We start from the raw sequence: 21,425 nt of genomic DNA, 5'->3' as shown, positions 1-21,425 counted from the left end.
TTCTTAACTGACTGAAATGGCGGGCGGAAAAGGAGTTACCCCGTATGGAGCCACCCAAACAACCAGGAGATTTTTCTTTTCAGAGGAAAGGAAAATCTGAGGCGGTTTCCTCCACAGATGTGGATCTGTTGGTACAGATGATCTCCCAGGATCTTCCTGCTTCACTGACAACAATCCAGGACGCCTGTCAGACAATCACTATGGCATGCAGTCGGCTGAATGCATTGTTTGAGGAGGAGGTGCTAGCCGATTATGCGCGGGAGCCACTCGGTCCTCTCCCCACAGAAGATATTCCCCAGGCAGTACAGCATATTCAGGGGGAGGTGGATCATGTGCGTGGTATCACGTGGGGACTTCTTCAGTTTATCCGGCTTGGGCAGATTAGCCTTCGGTGGGAAGGCCTGGACGTGAATCAACTGGTGATGGGAATCGTGACTTCCATGGAGAGGAAACTCAAGAGCAGGGAAGTTCTTGTGCGGATTGAGGATCTTCCGGATTGTATGGGTGATGAGGTGTTAGTGACTCAAGTTTTTTCGATTTTGATTGATAATGCCCAGAAATATCTTGATCCTGCACGTCCGGGAGAAATTATAATCTCCGGTAAAACGATGCATGGTTGGTCGGTCTATTCTGTTGGGGATAACGGTATCGGGATTGCGGAAGACCATCATGCCGGAATTTTTGAAGGGCTCTCCCATCCTGCTGTGGAGCCGGAGGGTCGTCAAGGGGTGGGTTTGGCCATTGTGCGTCGCATCATAGATCGGCATCAAGGAAACATTGAAATCGATTCAATTCCTGGGCAAGGCTCCACCTTTCGGGTGTACTTTCCTCGGGCGATTATTGTCGAGGAGGGAGAAGGGAAAAAAGAATGAATCGAAGAAGGTGAAAACGTGCTTTTCCCAGCACTCAGTCAGCCACACTGGCAGAGGCCCTGGCCTGCTTAAAGTTGTTGTTAATCGTGGTGTGCGTCAGGGATCTTCTTGCAGTACTCCGCAAAGCGGCACATTTTGCGGGGGTTTGCATGAAACATTCCCTTGGGGCCAAAGCTGGTAATAGACAGAACGGTCCTCTGAGCTGAACGTGGTGGTGAATGGCAGGTGAAGGACGATCTCTAAGGAAAGTTAAGAAGTTATCGAGAAATGAACCAAGAATGAGATTATGGCCAGGAGGCCGAACTGACCTCTGGGTCATGGCGCATTGAAGTGACCTCCATCGAAAAATTTCTTATCGATGGCGTCGGGATTGGCCTGAGCGCCGAAGGCGTGGTTGGGTCGTCCTACTGTTTTTTTTAATCGGGCTGATTTTCATTTTATTTTTCCAACCCAATCCTCGCAAAATCCGACTCACATGGTCGGGGTGATACTTTACCCCGAAGCATTGGCGAATCATTCGGCCAATCAGGCGACAGGTCCAATGATCACCACGCATCTTTGCGGCTTGGGGTCCTCGTTGGAGCATAAGGAGGAGATGTTGGCGTTGTTTGGGCGAAAGGCGGGATGGACGACCGGTATGTGGTTTAGACTTTAAGGCATTTTTCCCACCTTGTTCGAGTGCATCTTTCCATCGTTTGACGGACGAGGGCGCTGCCCCGATAGTTCGTGCGACCTCGCGAATGCCTCGACCTCTAGCCAACAGGCTGGCAGCCAATCGGCGTCTCGATTCTAGTTTTGCTGCACTCCCCTTTGGTCTCATGAATCCACTTCTCGGATTTCTCCATACAACTCTTGAGGATAAATGTGCACCATCGGTTAAAAGATCAAAAGAAGGGCAGGAAAAACGTGGATGTGATGATAGCGCAATTTTCCCCAGTCGAAGCATAGGGAAATCACCCTCCGTATGGTACTTGGAGGAGGGCAGAAACTGTTCAGCGGAAAGAGGCGGGGATTCCGATGTCGCGACTATTCGCGAGATGGGCGCCTGCATCGGTCATTTCTTGGAGGACAGGCGGAGAGACATCCTGTTGGAGGTCGCTCCCTTTTGTGGCATCGGTGAGCAAGACGACTCGAAGCCCGCGTTGACAGCCATCGAGAACCGTGTGCTTGACGCAATGTTCGGTCGGTAGTCCCAGGACATACAATGTTAGGACGTTGAGATCTTCCAGTCGGTCGGCCAGACTCGTACCATCAAAGCCCGATCTCGAATCTTTCTTCGGGTCGGTTCCTTTAGAAATGACCAGCATCCCGGGAGGAAGGACCAAGTCGGAATGGAATTGAGCACCGCGTGATCCTTGAACTCCATGAACCGGCCAGGGACCTAGTTGTTCGGTGAAGGAGCTGTGATTAGCCGGATGCCAATCTCTGGTTGCCAGTATGGGCCAACCCTGACGGCTGAAGTGTTTGATGTAGGCGTTGATGAGAGGAATGAGGCTGTTTGCCTCGGGAACGGCCAGTGCCCCACCCGGAAAGAAGTCATTTTGTAAGTCGACTAAGAGGAGCGCGGAATGCTGATCGGGTTGAGGAACGGTTGAGATTCGGGTAGAGGAAGAATCCGATGGGGAGGAATGCTTGGAGAGTTTCATGTTCGTTATGCCACAATTTCTGTCCCGATGCCTTTGTCGGTGAAAATCTCGAGTAACACCGCATGTGGCACCCGTCCATCAATAATGTGCGCCTTACGGACACCACCCTGAAGGGCGGTTAAACAGGCATGAACTTTGGGGAGCATGCCTGCACTGATGACCTGCTTTTTGACCATGCGTTCCATATCTTTTCTGGAGAGGGTGGAGACGTGCCGATTATTGGCATCACGAATCCCTTTGACATCGCTTAAGACCAGTAATTTTTCGGCTTGAACCGCTGCAGCTACGCTGCCTGCTACCAGATCGGCATTGATGTTGTGCGTTTCCCATTTGGCGTCGACCCCAATTGGCGCAATGACCGGAATGAAATTCGCCTCTTGAAGCGTATGCAGCAACGTGGTGTCGACATGGCTGACCTGGCCGACGAGGCCATAGTCCTCAGGGTGCAGCACGTCGGTTGATCCGCTGTAGGTGTGAATCAGGCTCTTTGGATTAAATGGTTTCGTGGTCAGGAGGCGACCATCCTTGCCGGTGAGTCCGACGGCTTTGGCGCCATGCTGGTTCAGCAACGACACAATTTCCTTGTTGATTTTTCCACCGAGGACCATTTCGACCACTTCCATGGTTGGGTGATCCGTGACCCGAACTCCATGCAGGAATTTTGCCTCAATGCCGAATTTATCCAGTATTTCATTAATTTGTGGCCCACCGCCATGAACGATAATCGGTTGCAACCCGACATATTTTAATAAGACGACATCTTCGGCGAAGCCTTCCTTGAGTTCTTCATGCACCATTGCGCTCCCCCCGTATTTGATGACCACGGTTTTTCCGGCGAGGGTCCGAATATAGGGAAGCGCTTCAATCAGGATGTCCGCTTTTTTAATCAGTTTGTTCATGCAACCTACTCATGGGTTCCAGGGTTTCGGGGAGAATGGCAAAGGCGAAAGGGAAATATGACCATAGTAACAGATGAGTGGCTTTTAAAGAATGTACCGGCTGAGATCTTCGTCTTTTACAATACTTTGAAGGTGATCCCGCACATACTGCGCGTTAATCACGACCTCTTTTTCCTGAAGATCTTGCGCTTCAAAGGAGACATCTTCCAATAACCGTTCCACGATGGTGAAGAGCCGTCGTGCGCCGATGTTTTCGGTTCGATCATTCACCTGCACAGCGGTTGCCGCAATTTCTTCGATCCCGTCTTTGGTAAATTCCAACGCGATTTCTTCGGTGCTCAGTAAAGCGTGATATTGTTTGACCAGGGCATTTTTGGGTTCGGTTAAAATGCGGATGAGGTCATCCTTTGTGAGGGGCTCCAGTTCTACACGGATAGGGAACCGGCCTTGTAATTCCGGAATTAAGTCCGAAGGTTTGGCCACGTGAAATGCTCCCGCGGCAATAAATAAAATATGATCGGTCTTGACCGGCCCATGCTTGGTGTTGACCGTCGACCCTTCCACGATTGGGAGAAGGTCCCGTTGCACCCCTTCCCGTGAAATATCGGGGCCTGTGTGTTTCTCCCGTCCGGCAATTTTGTCAATCTCGTCCAGGAAGACGATACCTGATTGTTCCGTGCGGGTAATGGCCTCCTTGGTGACTTCTTCCATGTCAATAAGTTTTTGCGCTTCTTCCTGGGCCATGAATTTCAGGGCTTCTGAGACTTTCATTCGGCGATTTTTCTTTTTTCCCGGCATCATGCCGCCGAGCATATCCCGAAGGTTGTGCTCAAGATCTTCCATCCCTCCGATATTGGAAATGATTCCAACCGGAAGCCCTCCTCGTTCTTTAATTTCTATTTCCACCATCCGATTATCCAGTTTGCCCTCGCGCAGTTGGAGGCGCAGTTTTGAGCGGGTGGAGTCCTGTTGATCCTGTTTTTGTTGTGTAGGAGCGGCTGCTGACTCCTCACTGGTCTCCAATGAGGGGTTCGACGGCGATGGCGGAAGCAGCATATCTAAGACCCGCTCTTCGGCCATCTCTTCAGCCTTTTTTTGAACCTTTTCCAGATAAGCCGTCTTGACCATATTAATGGATAGATCGGTGAGGTCACGAATCAGAGATTCGACGTCCCTGCCGACGTACCCTACCTCGGTAAATTTGGAAGCCTCAACTTTAATGAATGGCGCATTTGCTAATTTGGAGACTCGTCGGGAAATTTCTGTTTTCCCGACCCCCGTCGGACCAATCATAATGATATTTTTCGGGACGATTTCATCCCGGAGTTCCGGGCTGAGCTGTTGGCGCCGCCAGCGGTTTCGTAGGGCAATGGCAACCATACGTTTGGCATCTCGTTGTCCAATGACGTAGCGGTCCAACTCCTCTACGATTTGACGTGGGGTGAGGGAGTCTAGGTTTTTGGGTGTTGGTGAAGTCTCTTGTTCCATACGTTATGACGATAACTCCTCAATAACAATGTGATGGTTGGTATAAATGTCGATTCCAGCGGCGATTTGCATGCTTTGTTCGACAACCTGTGACGGTTGCAGTTCGGTGTGAGCCAGGAGGGCGCGTGCAGCAGATAACGCGTAAGGTCCCCCTGATCCAATGGCCAAAATCCCGTCTTCCGGTTCGACCACATCACCGGTGCCGGTAATAAGAAATGAATGCTCACGGTCGGCAACCGCTAACAGTGCTTCTAATCGTCGAAGGACCCGATCGGTTCGCCAATCCTTCGCCAGTTCAACGGCAGCTCGGGTCAAATTCCCTCGATACTCTTCCAGCTTGGCGTCAAATTTTTCAAATAAGGTAAACGCATCTGCGGTGGCCCCGGCAAAGCCAGTCAGCACCTTGTCTTGATGCATCTTCCGGAGTTTTTTGGCGTTACTCTTCATAATGGTGCTGCCGACGGTGACTTGGCCGTCACAGCCCATGGCCACTGTAGGCCCCTTGCGTACGCACAGAATCGTCGTGGATCGAATCTTCATCGTTTGAGAGGGTCTCCTTCTGGGGGTATGGAGTGAGAAGAGCCGGATCGGGGGTGTGCCCGGTCATAAACGGCCATGAGTTGATCAGTGGCCACATGGGTGTATTTTTGGGTTGTGGCGAGCGAGGCATGGCCCAAGAGTTCCTGGATGGCCCGCAGGTCCGCTCCTTCATCGAGGAGGTGGGTGGCAAAGGAATGGCGCAGAGTATGGGGAGTGACCGTCTTAGTGAAGCGGTGTTCGGTCTCTTGCTTCATCATGCGTTCCACGCTTCGAGCGGTCAACCGTCCTCCTCGAGCATTGAGGAAAAGAGGTTGCGATCCTGAGTAGGGCACCCGTGGGGCCGTTGTTCCGGTTTGTAAAATCTTGTTCTTGTGGGGCGGATGACGTTGATATTCCAAGATGGCATCAGCAGCCACTGTGCCAATAGGCACCATCCGCTCTTTTTTCCCTTTTCCCCGCAGTCGGATCGATCGGGTTTCTAGATCCACATCCGCCCAATTTAACCCGACTAATTCTGATACCCGAGCCCCGCTTGCATACAAGGTTTCTAGAATGGCGTGGTTTCTCAACACAATCCATTGCTGGGATGCTGACGAGTCTAAAAGGGTGTTGGCTTCGTCTTTGGTGAGGACGGTGGGAAGACGCGTCCCTTGTCGAGGCGAACGAACCGTGGAGGCCGGATTACGCGAAATCCGTCCGTCTTCAACTAAAAAACGAAAAAAGCTTTTGAGACATGCCAGTTTTCTGGCCAGTGAGGCTTTTTTTAACCCTTGATCGCTGAGGCTCTTGAGATAGGATCGAATATGGAGTGAGTCGATAACGCCAGGCTCTGAAAGATCGTTCCCGGAAAGGGAGTTTCGAATGTGCGCCATGAATTGTTTGAGGTCGGACTGGTAACTGCGGCGTGTTTCAGGCGAAACTCCCCGTTCCAATTGAAGGTACATTACGAAAGCTCGGATTGCGTCATCCATGCTTTGAAATGGGTAGTGGCCCGTTCTTGGATGAGTTGTCGTTTTTTCTGTTTGTCTCGCACCGGTGTATCAAGTGGCGGGTATAGCCCAAAGTTTGAGTTAATCGGTTGAAAGTACTTTGGCTCACAAGTCGTAATGTAATGAAGCAGTGCTCCATGAGCCGTAGAGGGCGGTGGGGTGATCGGATCACGCCCTGATAGGATGCGAGCGGCATTAATTCCGGCTATCCCTCCACTGGCGGCAGCCTCCACATAACCTTCTACTCCAACCAATTGTCCGGCAAAAAAGATGCGTGGCTGTTTTTTCACCTGCAAGGTGTTTTGTAAAAGGATTGGTGCATTGATATAGGTATTTCGATGGATGCTTCCACATCGTAAAAATTCAGCCTGCTCTAAACCAGGGATCATTCTGAAGATTCGGCGTTGTTCCGGATAGGTGAGTTTGGTTTGAAACCCTACCAGATTATAACAGGAGCCATGAGCGTTTTCTGGACGTAATTGTAACACAGCATAGGGCCGTTGGCCGGTTTTGGGATCAATTAATCCCACAGGCTTGAGGGGGCCAAACAATAAGGTCTGGCGACCACGGTCGGCCATGACCTCAATCGGGAGACATCCTTCAAAATACGGCACCTTCTCGAAAGACTTTGGCTGGACGCGTTCAGCTTCGATCAATGCGTTATAGAAGGCGTTATAGGTTTCTTCGTCCATAGGACAATTCACGTAATCCGCCGATCCTTTTTCATACCGTGATGCCATAAACGTCCGGTCTGTGTTGAGTGAATCCGCATCCACGATCGGTGAGATGGCGTCGAAGAAAAACAGGTTTTTCGATTGGGTGAACTGGATGATTGCCTCAGACAATTTGGGTGAGGTTAGGGGGCCGGTGGCAATTATGCACAGCGCATCCTCGGGAATTTCATGGATCTCTTCTCGAAGAATTTTGATATTCGGGTGTTCGGCCAATGCTCGGGTCACCTTGCAGGCAAATTGGTCTCTATCCACCGCTAATGCCGTTCCTGCCGGGATCCGCACCTCGTCGGCAATTCGGATGATCAAGGAGTGCAATTGCCGCATTTCCTCTTTCAACATTCCAGGAGCGCTGAGAGGATCATTCGATCCCAAAGAGTTTGAGCAGACAATCTCGGCCAGGTGTTCGGTCTTATGTGCGGCTGTTTCTTCCTTAGGCCGCATTTCATATAGGGTTACTCTGGCGCCAGAGTTGGCCGCCTGCCAAGCCGCTTCCGATCCGGCCAGGCCGCCTCCGATAATAACAAGGTCTGTTCTCATGATTGTGTGAGAGTGATAGTGGCCAAAGGCGCTGAGAAAGTATTAAGGAACGAATTCTAAGAATTGCCGGAAAAAGGTGTCAACCTTCACACGAGGAACATCGACCCGTCAAGACTTGAATGACATGTTGATGAATATCTGGAGTACTTCCGACCAACCCATGAAGATTGCGAAAATTATTGAGTCCATATTGGATAGGTTTCCCGTGGATATCGGTAAAACACCCGCCGGCTCCTCGCAAAATGGCTTCAGGCGCACAGGCATCCCATGCCTTGGTATACGGGCTCGGTTCAATGTAGAGGTCAGCGTTTCCTTGGGCAATCTGGCCAATTTTCAGTCCCACGCTTCCCAACTGTTGTTCATTATGAATGGGCAATGATTGTTGAATGATAGAGAGCATTGGGGATCGATGGGATCGAGAAGTGACTAGCGAGAGGCTGGTTTGACGTCGGGATGCAAGAGCTGTGAGTTTTTGGCGGACCCCATTGTGTTCCATCCAAGCCGTCTGATCCGTCAGGCCGGCATAGAGGTGGTCACGCGTGGGCCAGTAAACAACGCCAATTTTGCTGCGAGCATCAATGGTCAGTCCGATCATGATAGAAAACTCCCCGTTGCGTGCAATAAACTCTTTCGTTCCATCCAGGGGGTCTATGTACCAGACTCGGCCCGTCGTCAGAGATTTGGAGGGGAGGGGGCTTTCCTCCGCCACGATGGAATCCTGTGGGAAATGGGTGTGTAATTCATCTACGATAAGGGCATTGGCTTGTTGATCGGCCTTGGTGACGGGTTCGTCAATGCCTTTGTACATGACCGCAAAATCATTTTTATAGATGTTCATGATTACCTGCCCTGCCTTCCGGGCCAGGTGAGAAGCGATTTCAATTTCATGAGAAAAATCTGGCATTGCTTTCTCCGGTGAAAGAAGGGGATTCAGGAAACCGATAGTATAAGAGGAGAGGAGTAGAGAGGAAGGAGAATTTTCCCCCCACCCACTGCCTGAAAAATTTATGCTGCCTATTGCCATTATTCTGTTGATATTAATCATGATTTTCATGGCGACGTATTTGCCAAAATTGCGTCGCGTTCTGGGGATGATCCTGATTGTCCTGTTTGGAGCTATCGGCTTCATTATTTGGCAGGATACTCAGGAACGGGAGTTGGAATTTCAGCGGATTTCTCCCAGCCAGGCCGAACTTTCTCACATGGAGGTTCGACCCGGACTGAACTCCCGGTCCTTTGTGCTGACCGGGAGGCTTGAAAATTCAGCTCAAATCTTTACCATAATAGCAGTAACTATCCAGGCTACGATTGAGGACTGCCATATGACAGAATGTGAGATTGTTGGGCAAGAGGCCGCAGAGATCTCTTTGGAAATTCCTCCGAACCAGGCGAGAGATTTCTCTCTGACCATGCCTTTTCCCACGATTCCAAAAATAACTGGAGAAGCGAGATGGCGGTATGCCATATTGAAAGTCAGAGCCAGATAGACTATATTTGCCTTCCGTCGGTGTTCTCTCTCCTCGTTTTTCCTACTAGGTCTTTTCTTTTTCAAACCAATGAAAAGGTGGACAGCCATGAGGGCTCTCACCTTAAGAAATCGATTTTTGCGTCTGATATCAACAATATTCAAATTGACAATATTTATAGCGCCTTCTTATACTAACCTAGGTTATTTAGGAAAATTTTGATTCATAGGGCAAAAGACTCATAAATATATTCTCAAAAAGTCCAATATTTTGGACAGGTGGGTCTTTTTCGATCTTGAGATTTTTTTATTGCCTTCTTACAGTAAGAAGGTGGAGCGGATAGTATTTGTCAAATTTTTTTAATGGAGACATGAGGGTACGATGACAACTTCTTATAGGGTAATGCCAGGCCCCGAACATTTTTTGCCACCTTCTGCGGCCTCAATGGGGATCAGGCTTCCCGATCCAGGGCAAGGACATATTCATGGTAGCATAGTTTCCGAAGAGGAAGCGTTGGAGGAGGCGGCCAGGCAGTTTCTTTCGGCAAAAGTGCCCACGATCTTTCCTGGACCATTGGTCCTGTGGGCATGGAATGACAAGGCCGCCAAGAAGGCCAAAGCAATCCGTCATTTGTATGAAACCATCAAAGAATGCGTGGATTCCTCTTGTCAAAATGCCATGCTGATTCCCATGCCGGACTATAGACCGAAATATCCTAAAATTAATCCTGAAATCGAAATAAATCCAAATCACCCAAATTTGACTATCTGGCATAATAAAATTGATGCCTGCATGTTTGTGGGCGTTCATTGCCATCAGGCCAATCTTTCTCTCAAGATCATTCGTGGTGGGACGAATTGCTACACGATTGCCATGTGTGCTCAGGCTGGTCATGAAGATGCGATGGTATCCGTTCGTGATGCAACAGCCGATAAGATAATCAGATTGGCGGATTGGGTGAAGAAATTAAAGGGATCAGTCGCCCCTCCAGCGAAAGATTTGGTGTAATTGTTCTGGGTTTTCATCATACATGAAAGAAATCAGAGATGAATGACGGTTCTGAGAAACTTTCATCTATGAATTCTCATATTATCGTTTAAGACAATCGGAAGTCTTCCACCCTGAAGCAGACAAAGGAGGTCAAAATCATGGCCGCTCAAGCTTCTTTCATAGGACAAAAAAACAAAAAAGAACAGGTGTATACCGATCCTTGGCACATGATGAATGAGGCGCCAAGAACACCGTCTTTCTTTACCGGAAGTGAAGTCATAAAAGAGGCCGTACGGCGAGCCTCCTGTGACATAATGGTCGCATATCCCATTACCCCTCAAAGTGAAGCTGCTGCATTGTGCGGGGAGCTCTTTGCCGAAGGTTATATTGGTGATTACTTCCGAGGGGAAAGCGAATTTGCCGTTATGTCGCAATGCGCGGGAGCCGCTTTTGGTGGCGCCAGAGTATTTACCACCACGGCCGGGCCAGGCACCATGCGTGCTATGGAAAACTTCCCCATGTGGGCTGGAGCACGGTTACCTATTCAGATGATTGTGACCTGTCGGGGTATCAACTCTCCCCTCTCCATTCAGCCTGATACTTTAGAAATTTCATATTTAATGCAAACGGGCATGCTGGTGTGGCATGCGGAAACCGCCCAAGATTTTTATGACTGGATCCTCAAGGGCTACATGGTATCGGAAGAACCTGATGTCCATTTGCCACTGGCCTTGTGCTGCGATGGCTTTTTTGTGACCCATACGAAAGATATGGTAGATCTAACTCCCGTCGACATGTGCTTGCCACCGTACGATCCCTATCGGTCACCGGTTCCCTGTATGGATATGGAATGTCCTCCTGTTCGCATGATGCGAGATCCTTTTGTCATGAAAAGTAACTATATTAGTTATGCCACCCATGCAAGCTGGCAGCAGGAGGTATGGGCCGCTGTTGAGCGGTCGAGGAAGCACACCATCCGTTGGATGGATGGATTAATTGACACCGAAAATACCGATGCTGATGTGATTGTGGTGGCCTCTGGGACCGCGGTTTCGCAAAGCCGCGAAGCCATCGCGATATTGGAAGAGGAAGGGATTAGGGTCGGTTTGGTGAAGGTTAAAACCTTGCGGCCATGGCCTGGAGAGGAGATCAGGGAGGCCACCAAGCATGCCAAGCACATTATTGTTCCTGAATTTAATGTCACTGGATGGTTAGCCCGTGAAGTGAGCGCAACGGTTCCCAATAATGAACGGATTCATGCGGGTCCCCACGTGTGTGGGGGAATGACCATGCCGCCTGAAATCATCGCCGCGGAAATTAAAACTGTATTAGGAGTCAAGGCACCTTCGTTGGCTGGGCGTGGGGGTTGATGCAACAACGGTAAGCATCTTGTGAAAGTATGGCATTCAAGCAGATCACGACTATAAGGAGAAACTCATGAGTAAAGAACGCATAAAAATCGCAGAGGAGTTGTTTGACATCATGCCCGCCGAGTACCAGGATTTGGTCAAACGGGCGACGTACGGGAATGAACAACGAGGGTGGAAAGATATCGGTAACGCAAAGGAACTCATTGAAGAGCACTCTCTTTGCGCCGGATGTCCGGAGTCCATGGCATTTCGCTATATCCTCGCGTCTTTGCCTAATCCAGAGGATACTGTCATGGTAGGCTCAACGGGATGTACCAGTTTGGTATTTCCACATGTGGCGGTCCACAATATTCATTCATTGTTCGGCAATCAGAATGCTATTGCATCAGGGTTAAAGCGGGCGTTAACGGTTCGTTTTCCTGATCGTCATAAAGACGTCGTGGTGTTAGCAGGAGACGGGGCTACGGTAGATATTGGCTTAGACATGACCTTGCAGGCCTGGTTCCGCCAAGAAAAATTTACCACCATTTGTTTCGATAACGAGTTGTATGCCAATACAGGTGGTCAAGAGAGTGGGCTTATGCAAAAGGGTTTTGTTGCCAAGATGGCCCCGGTAGGCAAAACCTTTGAAAAAGTTCGACTTCCAGAAATTGCCAGAGAGTCCGGCTGCCACTATGTAGTGAATTGCACGGTCAGCAAACCAAATCTCATTGAAAAAGTGATTAAAAACGCTGTGCATATTGCGCGGGAAATTGGACCGACCTATCTCCAATTGTATACGCCATGTATCCTGGAAATCGGGAAAAACAGCATGGAAGGCTTACAGGAAATGCGTGATTCTGAAAAGCCAACCGAACGGTTTGCTTATAAAGAGTATGTAAGCGAACCGGCTAAGGAATTATTGGCCGAATTGGCTGCGAAGGAAAAAGAACGAAAAGCTGAAGCCAAAAAGCAACTCGCCGGCCAAACGGCATAAACGGAGAGACATGTGAGAGGAGCTATTCCATGATTATACGTCGAATCAATATCCGAATGTCAGGTCTGGGAGGGCAGGGTGCCGTGACTGCGGCCCATGTTATGGCCATGGCGGCATCCAAAGATGGTAAGTTTGCTATTTCAAACCCATTCTTTGGAGCGGAAAAACGCATGGCGCCAGCCGAGAGTTACTGTCGAATAGGACTGAGGAAAATTTACGATCGGGGGGAACTTGTGTTCCCTGATGTGATTCAAGTATTTCACCCTCAAGTCATTACGATGGGTAAGAGTTACACGATGCCATTTTATTCAGGGATTAAAGAGGGTGGGCTCGTAATCATTAATACCGACATGCCCCTTTTGTCAGACGAAGATGTGAAGCGACTCAAAGATCTCAATGTGTCGGTTTTTAACATCCCAGGGACGAATATTGCTTTGGAAGTTGCAGGGACTGAATTGGCCACAAACATGACCATGATTGGTTCGGTAGCCGGAATCACGAAGTGCGTATCCATGAATGGCTTGGACTTGGCCTTACAAGAACGGTTTGGTAAGAAGTTTGTGGCTTCCGGTGGTACGGCAACACTGGACGAAGCCATTAAAAAGAAGTTTGCGAAGAAAGAAATGTTGTTAAAAAAGAATCTGGATACGGTGGCTAGATCTTATGAAATTGCTGCAGAATGGGCAGAGAAAAACAACGTGGAGTTGATGGTTGGAGAAGCCGCTGCTGCGTAATACCCAGAACCTCATCATCGAAGGAAAGAGATAGATGTATAATGTTGCCCTAGTGACGGAAGAAAAGTGTGTGGCGAAAAAAGGCTGTCGGCTCTGCATCATGTATTGCCCGGAAGCTAATTGTTTGGATCTCAATTCAGACAAAATGATAGCCGAGGTGCATATCGAGCGGTGCAAGGGTTGTGAGCTGTGTAAAGTTGTATGTGACGCCGCTAAACATGAAGCCATTGAAATGGTCGCCGTGAATTCAGATGGGACCTTAATGGAAAAGGCTGGAGAAGCCGCGGAGTTGGGTCAAGCCTATCAGGGGTAACTCTAAAAGACGAAAAGCCCTACGATCTCCTTCTTGTGATTGGTCGTAGGGCTTTTTTATTTGTTTGACGAACCGTCATCCATTAATGGATGCACAGGATGTAGGGGTAAGATAAAATGAGTACCGATTTAAATCAACATGTGCAGACGTTAACCGAACAGATGGAAAATTTTCATCATGCATTGGAAACCAAAGCACGAGAGATTGAAATCAGTGGGGGAGATCAGGAAATTGTCGGTAAACTTATCAAGGGTAGCGATGCGATGAAGGATAGTGCCAATATCTATTTATCCTGGGCCCGCCACTACGTGAAGTTATCTGATGGGGGTGCGTCAGAGGCCGATGAGGGTGAAGAGGATTCTGCCGATTTTCAGTTTTAGGCCATAAAAATATTGAAAAAATTTCATCGCTTCTTGAAGAAATTCGCCACTCCCGTTATGATCACCTTTTAGAAGAGAACATTCGCACTTAACAAATATTCGTTCCTCGGTAGCTCAGTTGGTAGAGCGTTCGGCTGTTAACCGAATGGTCGCAGGTTCGAGTCCTGCCCGAGGAGCCAAATTTTATGGGCTCCATGTTTTGACCGCCCGTTGTTATCGCGTCTGACCATGTAGACGATTTGCTTTGCACTCCCTTCAGGATAAAAACCTTTCATTGCTGACCAGTCCTAACTAACCCGGAATCCGATCAGTTGTGCCGGGGGCAGCACGTCATCCCCACCAGGGCATTTGCCGCCTATACAAGCTTGGCTATTAATCCATTGCATGAGTCTGTGAATCAGTGAAAATTCCATTGGTCTACATGAGGCGGTTTCCAGATTTGACCGAAAGGGATCAAACAGAATGGCAATATTGCTACCTCCGAAGAAGGAAATACTCTCCTAGATTTGTGCAGCGGCAAGAAGATCTGAGAGTCCATGTCGGTCCAGCATACCTTTGATTTTTGGTGAAATCCCAATGAAGCTCACCTGAATACCCTTTGCTTTGAGATCTAAACAGGTCATAGCAATTTGGCCTAATCCAGAATTACTAATCAACGCCACAAAATTGAGATCCAGCGCTAACTTAGTATAGCCACCCGATAGGATCTGTTGGATTCTAGCCTCGAATTCTTTTTGAGCTACCCTATCAAACTTCCGTGGAAGAGTGAGGCGCCAAAAGTCCTTTGGGAATTGCATTTCGCCTTGCATAACCATCCTTCTCTAACAAGACATATGGGGTTTGCATTTAGTGGCGTTTAGAAAGATCGGTAAAGAATCGGATCCGGTACTAATTTTGGATGAACAGAGGGAATGGCACAAAAGATTGAGATTTTCTCTGCAGGGCCATTTCCCTACATCATTCTAATATCTGCGCTTATAAGTCCTCCCGTTGCGCTCTTTGTGTGGTGAAAACCTCAGCTTCGCCTTCTGTTTCAGTGGATCCGTAGTGCAGAATAAAGGCGATCTTCCACAGTCGAATGGCAAGTCATTTTTATTCTCAAAGGGGAGACGGATCTACATCATAAGAATTCTCGATGCCAAAAGCCGAATTTGCAGAATATATCGGAAATACTCGTACTGGTTAGCATTGTCTTTTCCAACGACTTGCGTAGCGACAATGTGTTGAATGACTCAAAATTCAAGCACTGTCGTATTAACCCAAAATTTTTGCAGATCCACACTATAAGGTTAATGTCATCGAAAACTGTTGGACCCAAGCCAAACGCCGCCATCAAATTTCATCAAAAACTGGCCAAAACTGAGAAATGAAACAAGCCCAAAGTTAATGGGTATCTTAAAAGCTTCCTTGATCGTTGCTATTGTTAGCCATTTTATAGGGACAAGAGACCTTTTACAGCGTCCCAGTGACTCTCTCGCAGGCGCGGCCATTCCGACTTGAGCCATGGAGTAAAGTCACCCGGCTTTTCATCGAGCTCTCGGTCGAGCGACTGTGCGCAGATCATCCGCCAAGCCCCTATCTCGAACTCATTTACCTTCGGCTCTCCGGCTAAGAGACCGGCGTACACATAGCAAAGTTCGTGCTCTGAACCACCTCCATCGTAGCGAGCACGATATTCGAACTTGAAGAGAAAGTGCAGGCACGAATCGACGCCCAACTCTTCACGAACACGTTTTTCGGCCGCGTCGCGGGTGTTCTCATGCGGGCGCGGATGGCTACAGCAGCTGTTTGACCAGAAATCCCCCCAAAGACGCTTGTGGGTGCTGCGCTTTTGCAGAAGAAGCCTTCCAGTTTGGTCAAAGAGGAACACGGAGAAGGCACGGTGCAATTGGCCGTCGCCATCATGACAGGCCTCTTTCTCCTGAAAGCCGATGACTTCATCGTTTTTATCGACAAGTATCAACATGTCTGGTTGGGAAAATGTCATGTGCTTCGGTTCAACTTCCTTGACGTTCATGTGGTATCCGTCATTTCCATTTTCAAATGAGTTTGATGTCGAATCTCCTCCTGAGCTTAGACAATTGCAAGGCATTCCACAACGATACAGATAAATTTACACCGAGTACTTTTTGGAAGAATGTAGCCTTAGTCAACGCGAACCAATTCCATATACTGGTGGTGTGCAGAATGTGTATAAGTCATTAAAAAATCAGACCAATACTGAACGATCCGATATACCAGTCTTTCGTTTTGTACTTACCATTGATGGTAGGGCTAATTTCGTTCCCATTGATGGTGCGGGTCTCCCAGAGAGCCCATTGAAACGCTAGATCCAAAACAATGGCTTCCAGGTAGCCTGAGTCAGGATTAGGATCCCCGCAACTGATGAACCCCAGGAAGTGCGATCCCCGTTTGCATTTCAATCCGAGCCCGGTCGCAAAGATGTTCCAATTGGAATCAGGAATGGCAGGGGTGAACGTGCGAGCTGGGTTTGCTGAATTAGACCGTTGATAACCTCCCCGGAGGGCAATCTCCCAATGGGGGAGTGAGGCGAGCTTGAGCCATTTGTATTCGGTGCCGGCGCTAAATGTGAACGTGTTCTCCCAATCCGTGGGTTGCGAAATGTTTGGCGCGTTGGAAAGACGGATATCTAAACTTTTAAATTGGCTCCATCCGACATAATCCACGTCGACTTCTACTTTCCAGGCTCGAGCCGCGTCCCGAATCGGCCATACGGCGAGCCCGGCACTCAAAACCCATGGGAGTGGGAGCGTCGTCTCGGCATCGTCCACCTTTTTACCGTTCACGAGAAAGTCTCCCTTCAGATGAAGCGTTGCCTGGTGTCTGTAAACCAATCCGAAATTCACGAGAGGGTCCCCTGCGCTATTTCGCAAGGGGGTTAAAAGTGCACTTACATTGAATCCGACGGCCGTGTCGGTTCCATTGATTTCGGTCGATTGGGTTTTCAGTTCAGCCTGACCTTCACCAATGAACTTCGCAAATGTATAAATATCCATCCCGGCTCCTAGAGAAACCATGTCATGAATCTTATAAGCCAGAGTAGGTTTGATATCCAGAAGGGGGACAGTGGCTTCCGTTACGATGTTGGAAAACGGGGCGTCATCGGGCCATTTTGAGCCGAGCCCAAATGGGGAGTTCAAACCGATTCCCACTATGAGAGGCCCGAGGGCCGTGAAGCCCAGGTCTTTAAGGTTTGCGGTCAAATAAAATTGGCTTGGGGGCGGCATGACCACAGATTGCCGGAGATCACCATCGACTTTTTGGCCCGTTGGACTGGTATATTCGAATTTCCCGGTAATGAAATTTGCGCCGAATTGGACCTGAACGCCTCTTAATTGAGTAAGACCTGCGGGATTGTAATATAAGGCAGACGCATCGTCAGCCTGGGCGATAAAGGCCTCCCCTTGACCAGCCGCTGCGGCGCCCTGGTATGGCAGTCGATATCCCTCACCATACGCGACACCTTGCGTCGCCAAAAAGAGGGCGCTTATCAAAAAGCCGGCGTGGGAGACCATTCTTTTAGGGTTTAATGAAAGGTCTTTCACCTGGGCTCCTTTCTTTGCGGTTCCTCGGCCTCAAGAGCCGTTTCTCCAGGGAAAAGGGAGATTAGGAGGATCGCTCAATCATGTAATGGAGACTTTGCTGAATGAAGGCTTTGTCCTCGCTTTCCGGCGCATCGTGATACGCGTCAAAAAAGGCTTGTTCGGCTGCATCACGGAGTTCGCGTGCACTGGATCGTGCGTATTCAATGCTCCCATGTGTGTTCATCAACTCCCTTACCCAGTCAATTTGATCGGCATATTTGCCATTGCGCGACCTGGCTAGAAAGGATTTCAGTTTCGCGGTCTCCTCAGGAGAGCCTTTCTCAAACAAGTGAGAAAGCATGAGCGTCCGCTTTCCTTCGTACAGATCTCCGGCGATTTCTTTACCGTATTTCTGACGACTCCCTATCAGATTCAACACATCGTCCTGAATCTGGAATGCCGAGCCAAGGTAATGACCAAACGCGTTGAACCGGTCAAGATTCTTGTCTTCAGGACGGGCAATGAGTGCGCCAATTCGGCAGGGATGGATAAAACTGTACCAGCAGGTTTTCTTCAAGGTCATGCGGAGATAGTCTTCATCGGAAATATCGCATCGATTGTCTCGTATCCACCCCAGCTCAATCGCTTGTCCTTCAAACGACTCCATCAGCATGGCGTAGAACTCTTCAAAAATCTGCCATGACAGCTTGGGGCCCAGCGTAGAGTAGTTTTTTCTCAGGATACCCATGCCGAGCGCTTGCATCGCGTCGCCGGTATTGACGGCGATGGGAACTCCATATTGCGTATGCAGGGTCCGATGCGTGCGTCGAAAATCACTCCCGTCTTCGATGTCGTCGTGAACGAGAAAGGCGTTATGGAGCATTTCAATCGCGGCTGCCGAGTCAAGGGCATCCTCGATGCGGCCACCAAAGGCTCGACAGGTGGCAAGACAGAGAGCAGGGCGGAGCCCTTTTCCAGAACGTTCCAGATACTCCCGCACCGGGGCGTAGAGATAACGACGTGGCTCTTTGTCGGGGAGAGATCGTTGCAGAGCTTCCAGTGTCCGGCGGCGGTAGTCACCCAACCGTTCAAGAAATGTGTTGTAATCTTGAGAATCCATTGCTCGATAATCCTATCGGGATTTCCTACTGTTTTTGTATGATTCGCAGTCGGCCAGGTTGCCGTGGCTTCCTTTCACCTTCCCACCCCTTCATTCCTTTGTCCTGTGCTCCAGAGCTTGGACCTAATTCTGTCAGTCCCCCATCAGAGGGGATCATTTCCCTGACCTCCTCGACGATCGAGTGAACGGGCTTTGTCACCTCCAGCAGATTTTCTATTGGGGACGTTTGGTTGTCGTTTGTAAGCCCTGGCAAGCTGTTGACGACTTCAAATTTTTCAGATAAACGCTGGAACGAACGAGTGTCAATGCTGGATAGGGCACCGGTCTTTTCAAATACCTCGAGAATTGGTTTCGCGATACTGATGAGGGCTAATGGGTCTTCCCAGGGCAGGTGCTGTTCCCACCGGGCCCGGTCATATTCACGCCAGGGTAGGAGAATCTCAGGCTCATGAAGCGCCCATACGCGACAGCGGGTGGCCCCGGACCCACTGTGATTCAGAATGCCATTGACCGATCTCCGGGCAGCCTCATTGGCCGCCTCCATCGTGGCCAGGTCGGTATGAGTTCGCACATAGTCTGCCGCAAGGAATAAATTGGGAATGGCAGTCACGGCATCCGGCCTCAGACGCCACGTATCTTTAAGATTCACGAGAAGGGGTTCGACGTTTTCCTGTAACTTCCTTTCCTCGGGATCGCGACGGATATCCGGATCCAAAAACCAATGGTCCAAATCTTCATCCCGTAGGACCATCCTTCCATGCATATCGTTAAGGCTGCGCTTGAGTTGCTCCCAGGTCTCCATGGCGATTTCGTCACGGGTGCAGTCGCTGGCCTTTTTCCCATAGAGCACCCCTTCGGTTTCCCAGTCGGAGATATCGACCGAGAGAATATCCCGTGTATCACCGTCGCTGAATTTGGCCAAGTCAAAGTCAGGCCAGAACTGGCCTTGGGAAATTGAAGTGAGAGCCCAGGGTGTGTCAACAAAGATGACATGGCCGTGGGCAATGGGCAACGGGTGCGTGATGTAAAACTGGATGCCGTTCATCCAGGCAACATTTTTTGCCAACTCAGATAGATGGCTCAGGCGCGGGTCGGCTTCTTGAAGCCTCAGGTTGATTAAGGGCGCTATCCGTTCAACAGGGAGTGCCGCTACAAAATAATCGCCCGCCACGGTTGTTTTTGTCCCCCCCTTTTCCACCGTAATACTCTGCACGTGTCCGTGGGAATAATCGATGGACTGTACCGTACAATCCAGGTGGTATTTCACACCGCGTCGTTCTAAATAGTTCAACCATGGACGAATCCATACCGCGTTCGTCGGTCCGTTAAGTAAACGATCGCTGGTTGGGATGGTCGGGTCAATAATGTCAAAGACCAGTTGAAGAAAGATGTTCCCGATTGTGCGTGTATTGGCAAGGTTAGCTTGAGAGGCGACGAGAGAGCGAGTGATTCCGTGCCCGAAGAATTTTTTATAGTCTTCGGAACCTTGCGAGGCTTGAATAAAATCCCACCATCCGATTTTTTCATATTCGTCCAGCCGGCGTTCGTGGGAGGAGGTCGCGATCTGCCAGACCCGCCCTCCAAAAAGCTGCATCTCTTGCAGCGAAACGCCAATTTCATCAGATAACACCTTGAGGACAGCATTAATGGAGGATTTTATATCCTGGGGCGTCTGTGGAAATCGGGAGGGAAGAACCATTTCGTCTGCCCCTTCCCTGGCCAGCAACAATTGAGTGGTTTTGACCAGATTGTCAGAAACTTTTCCCTCTCCGTAAGGAATCCGGTCCATGGTATCCACGATGTGTTTGTAAAAACCTGGGAAAAACCGAAAGCCGTGCTCGCCCGGAAGCCAGGGAGTTTTTTCGTTGGGTCCCAACTCATGCCCTCTCATCCGCCGCCATTTCGCAATGGCAGGCCCGTGAGTGCCCTGGCTCCCACGGTCATCAATGGATTCAAGTACGGGAATGCTGCGAGCCTTTCCCCCGGGGATCTCCTGTCGTTCATAGACTTCGACTTCAAATCCTCGTTCAGCCAGCTCATGGGCCGCACTCATGCCGCCGATACCCCCACCGAGAATTATGACTTTTTTGCCCATTTCCCTACTCATTTAAATACCTGAAAACTTTTCCAACCAGTCCTGACGTTTAGTTTTTTTATAGGCCTTAGATATGTTTGACTCATGATTCCACTTTTCCCTTACCATTCGAACTTCATCAGCTGTGGGTATTCACTAACAAGATGTACCGTACAAACGGCTTTTCCAAACCAAGGAGGCCCTCAGTCCGCCCTGGAAAAGGCCTGCTTTCAGCTTTCTGTGACTTTGATATTGGCCATTATTTTAAGGCCGCTACAATTATTGGGAGCAGTGAATTTCCCCAGCGCATATTCCACCGGTTGTACGGTGCAAAGTTTCTCCAATATAAATATTGATATCGAACTCACAGTCTGGATCGAAGGCCTCCTTGGGGAGATTGAATTCTAGTTGTTTAGTTTCAGCTCCGCTTTTCAGTCCCTCCAAATCCTCTCCTACTTCCTGCCCATATTGTCTATAGTCTATCTTTACTTTGATTTTATGATCCCCAGGCATATCTCCTCCATGGTTTCTTATTTTAACGACCAGCTTACCCTTATTACGCTGGCAGTAGCGGAAAGGGCCCTCATTCTTTGTGTCAGGCACAGGTTTCAAAATGGGTTTCTGTGTCGATTGAGTTGGGTCAGGCATTTTGCTTCCTCCCTTGCTTGAGGGGTTTCTTTGGGCTGATGATTTCTTTTTGTTTGGCAGGTGCTTTTTTCTGCCATTTCCCCATCCCCTTTTTAGAGTCAAAC

General features: G+C 49.3%; 22 protein-coding genes and 1 tRNA gene. 9 read left to right on the top strand and 14 right to left on the bottom strand.

What is annotated here, in order from left to right; all coding sequences use genetic code 11:
• Positions 1–44 precede the first annotated feature (44 nt).
• Positions 45–872, top strand: coding sequence for a sensor histidine kinase (locus tag PQG83_RS13540; protein WP_312742001.1), 828 nt, complete (start codon positions 45–47; stop codon positions 870–872).
• A 352-nt stretch (positions 873–1,224) separates the two neighbouring features.
• Here the strand turns inward: PQG83_RS13540 and PQG83_RS13535 are convergent, their stop codons facing one another.
• The 8 genes from PQG83_RS13535 to PQG83_RS13500 all read right to left on the bottom strand — a co-directional run bounded on the left by PQG83_RS13535 (position 1,225) and on the right by PQG83_RS13500 (position 8,609).
• Positions 1,225–1,692, bottom strand: a complete 468-nt coding sequence (locus PQG83_RS13535) for a helix-turn-helix domain-containing protein (RefSeq protein ID WP_312741998.1) — start codon at positions 1,690–1,692, stop codon at positions 1,225–1,227.
• Between the two features lie 172 nt (positions 1,693–1,864).
• Positions 1,865–2,518: an isochorismatase family protein gene (locus PQG83_RS13530; protein ID WP_312741995.1), complete on the bottom strand. Its 654-nt coding sequence runs from the start codon at positions 2,516–2,518 to the stop codon at positions 1,865–1,867.
• Positions 2,519–2,523: 5 nt separating this feature from the next.
• Positions 2,524–3,417: an acetylglutamate kinase gene (argB, locus tag PQG83_RS13525; protein ID WP_312741993.1), complete on the bottom strand. Its 894-nt coding sequence runs from the start codon at positions 3,415–3,417 to the stop codon at positions 2,524–2,526.
• Positions 3,418–3,501: 84 nt separating this feature from the next.
• The gene (gene hslU, locus PQG83_RS13520) at positions 3,502–4,905 is read right to left on the bottom strand and encodes an ATP-dependent protease ATPase subunit HslU (RefSeq protein WP_312741990.1); all 1,404 of its coding nucleotides are present in this window, start codon (positions 4,903–4,905) and stop codon (positions 3,502–3,504) included.
• A gap of 3 nt (positions 4,906–4,908) precedes the next feature.
• Positions 4,909–5,445 carry an ATP-dependent protease subunit HslV gene (hslV, locus tag PQG83_RS13515; protein ID WP_312741987.1) on the bottom strand — a complete coding sequence of 179 codons (537 nt, stop codon included), beginning with the start codon at positions 5,443–5,445 and terminating at the stop codon, positions 4,909–4,911.
• The gene (locus PQG83_RS13510) at positions 5,442–6,389 is read right to left on the bottom strand and encodes a tyrosine recombinase XerC (protein WP_312741984.1); all 948 of its coding nucleotides are present in this window, start codon (positions 6,387–6,389) and stop codon (positions 5,442–5,444) included. The genes hslV and PQG83_RS13510 overlap by 4 nt, the downstream gene beginning before the upstream one ends.
• Positions 6,389–7,705 (bottom strand): methylenetetrahydrofolate--tRNA-(uracil(54)-C(5))-methyltransferase (FADH(2)-oxidizing) TrmFO, encoded by a 1,317-nt coding sequence (trmFO, locus tag PQG83_RS13505; protein ID WP_312741982.1) that lies wholly within the window; start codon positions 7,703–7,705, stop codon positions 6,389–6,391. Before trmFO ends, PQG83_RS13510 begins: the two co-directional genes overlap by 1 nt.
• Before the next feature lie 79 nt (positions 7,706–7,784).
• Positions 7,785–8,609: a 3'(2'),5'-bisphosphate nucleotidase CysQ family protein gene (locus tag PQG83_RS13500; RefSeq protein ID WP_312741979.1), complete on the bottom strand. Its 825-nt coding sequence runs from the start codon at positions 8,607–8,609 to the stop codon at positions 7,785–7,787.
• Positions 8,610–8,712: 103 nt separating this feature from the next.
• Here PQG83_RS13500 and PQG83_RS13495 point away from each other — a divergent pair, with 103 nt between their 5' ends.
• From PQG83_RS13495 to PQG83_RS13460, 8 genes are all read left to right on the top strand, one after another.
• The gene (locus tag PQG83_RS13495) at positions 8,713–9,192 is read left to right on the top strand and encodes a hypothetical protein (RefSeq protein WP_312741977.1); all 480 of its coding nucleotides are present in this window, start codon (positions 8,713–8,715) and stop codon (positions 9,190–9,192) included.
• A gap of 360 nt (positions 9,193–9,552) precedes the next feature.
• A complete protein-coding gene (locus PQG83_RS13490; protein ID WP_312741975.1) occupies positions 9,553–10,179 on the top strand; it encodes a carbon monoxide dehydrogenase beta subunit family protein in 627 nt (208 codons plus the stop codon).
• A 140-nt stretch (positions 10,180–10,319) separates the two neighbouring features.
• Entirely contained in the window at positions 10,320–11,531 is a 1,212-nt protein-coding gene (locus tag PQG83_RS13485; protein ID WP_312741972.1) for a transketolase C-terminal domain-containing protein, read from the top strand.
• A gap of 67 nt (positions 11,532–11,598) precedes the next feature.
• The gene (locus tag PQG83_RS13480; protein ID WP_312644699.1) at positions 11,599–12,507 is read left to right on the top strand and encodes a thiamine pyrophosphate-dependent enzyme; all 909 of its coding nucleotides are present in this window, start codon (positions 11,599–11,601) and stop codon (positions 12,505–12,507) included.
• A gap of 29 nt (positions 12,508–12,536) precedes the next feature.
• Positions 12,537–13,241 carry a 2-oxoacid:acceptor oxidoreductase family protein gene (locus tag PQG83_RS13475; RefSeq protein WP_312741970.1) on the top strand — a complete coding sequence of 235 codons (705 nt, stop codon included), beginning with the start codon at positions 12,537–12,539 and terminating at the stop codon, positions 13,239–13,241.
• A 34-nt stretch (positions 13,242–13,275) separates the two neighbouring features.
• Positions 13,276–13,554: a pyruvate ferredoxin oxidoreductase gene (locus PQG83_RS13470; protein WP_312741968.1), complete on the top strand. Its 279-nt coding sequence runs from the start codon at positions 13,276–13,278 to the stop codon at positions 13,552–13,554.
• A 116-nt stretch (positions 13,555–13,670) separates the two neighbouring features.
• On the top strand, positions 13,671–13,934 hold the full coding sequence (locus PQG83_RS13465; RefSeq protein WP_312741965.1) for a hypothetical protein: 264 nt from the start codon (positions 13,671–13,673) through the stop codon (positions 13,932–13,934).
• Between the two features lie 103 nt (positions 13,935–14,037).
• Positions 14,038–14,113, top strand: a tRNA-Asn gene (locus PQG83_RS13460).
• Between the two features lie 321 nt (positions 14,114–14,434).
• On the opposite strand, the gene PQG83_RS13455 is transcribed toward PQG83_RS13460, so the two are convergent.
• From PQG83_RS13455 to PQG83_RS13430, 6 genes are all read right to left on the bottom strand, one after another.
• On the bottom strand, positions 14,435–14,743 hold the full coding sequence (locus PQG83_RS13455) for an STAS domain-containing protein (RefSeq protein WP_312741962.1): 309 nt from the start codon (positions 14,741–14,743) through the stop codon (positions 14,435–14,437).
• Positions 14,744–15,366: 623 nt separating this feature from the next.
• Positions 15,367–15,951, bottom strand: a complete 585-nt coding sequence (gene idi, locus PQG83_RS13450; protein WP_312741959.1) for an isopentenyl-diphosphate Delta-isomerase — start codon at positions 15,949–15,951, stop codon at positions 15,367–15,369.
• 184 nt (positions 15,952–16,135) lie between these two features.
• Complete coding sequence (locus PQG83_RS13445) at positions 16,136–17,500, bottom strand: OmpP1/FadL family transporter (protein ID WP_312741957.1); 1,365 nt, start codon at positions 17,498–17,500, stop codon at positions 16,136–16,138.
• A 61-nt stretch (positions 17,501–17,561) separates the two neighbouring features.
• Positions 17,562–18,599: a polyprenyl synthetase family protein gene (locus tag PQG83_RS13440; RefSeq protein WP_312741955.1), complete on the bottom strand. Its 1,038-nt coding sequence runs from the start codon at positions 18,597–18,599 to the stop codon at positions 17,562–17,564.
• Positions 18,600–18,624: 25 nt separating this feature from the next.
• Positions 18,625–20,694 (bottom strand): hydroxysqualene dehydroxylase, encoded by a 2,070-nt coding sequence (locus tag PQG83_RS13435; RefSeq protein ID WP_312741952.1) that lies wholly within the window; start codon positions 20,692–20,694, stop codon positions 18,625–18,627.
• 258 nt (positions 20,695–20,952) lie between these two features.
• Positions 20,953–21,423, bottom strand: a complete 471-nt coding sequence (locus PQG83_RS13430) for a hypothetical protein (RefSeq protein ID WP_312741949.1) — start codon at positions 21,421–21,423, stop codon at positions 20,953–20,955.
• Between the last annotated feature and the right edge of the window lie 2 nt (positions 21,424–21,425).

Source organism: Candidatus Nitrospira neomarina, from assembly GCF_032051675.1.
GTDB classification, from domain to species: domain Bacteria; phylum Nitrospirota; class Nitrospiria; order Nitrospirales; family UBA8639; genus Nitrospira_E; species Nitrospira_E neomarina.
Note: the sequence above shows the minus strand (reverse complement) of the source record. Positions and strands in the feature narration are given on the sequence as shown.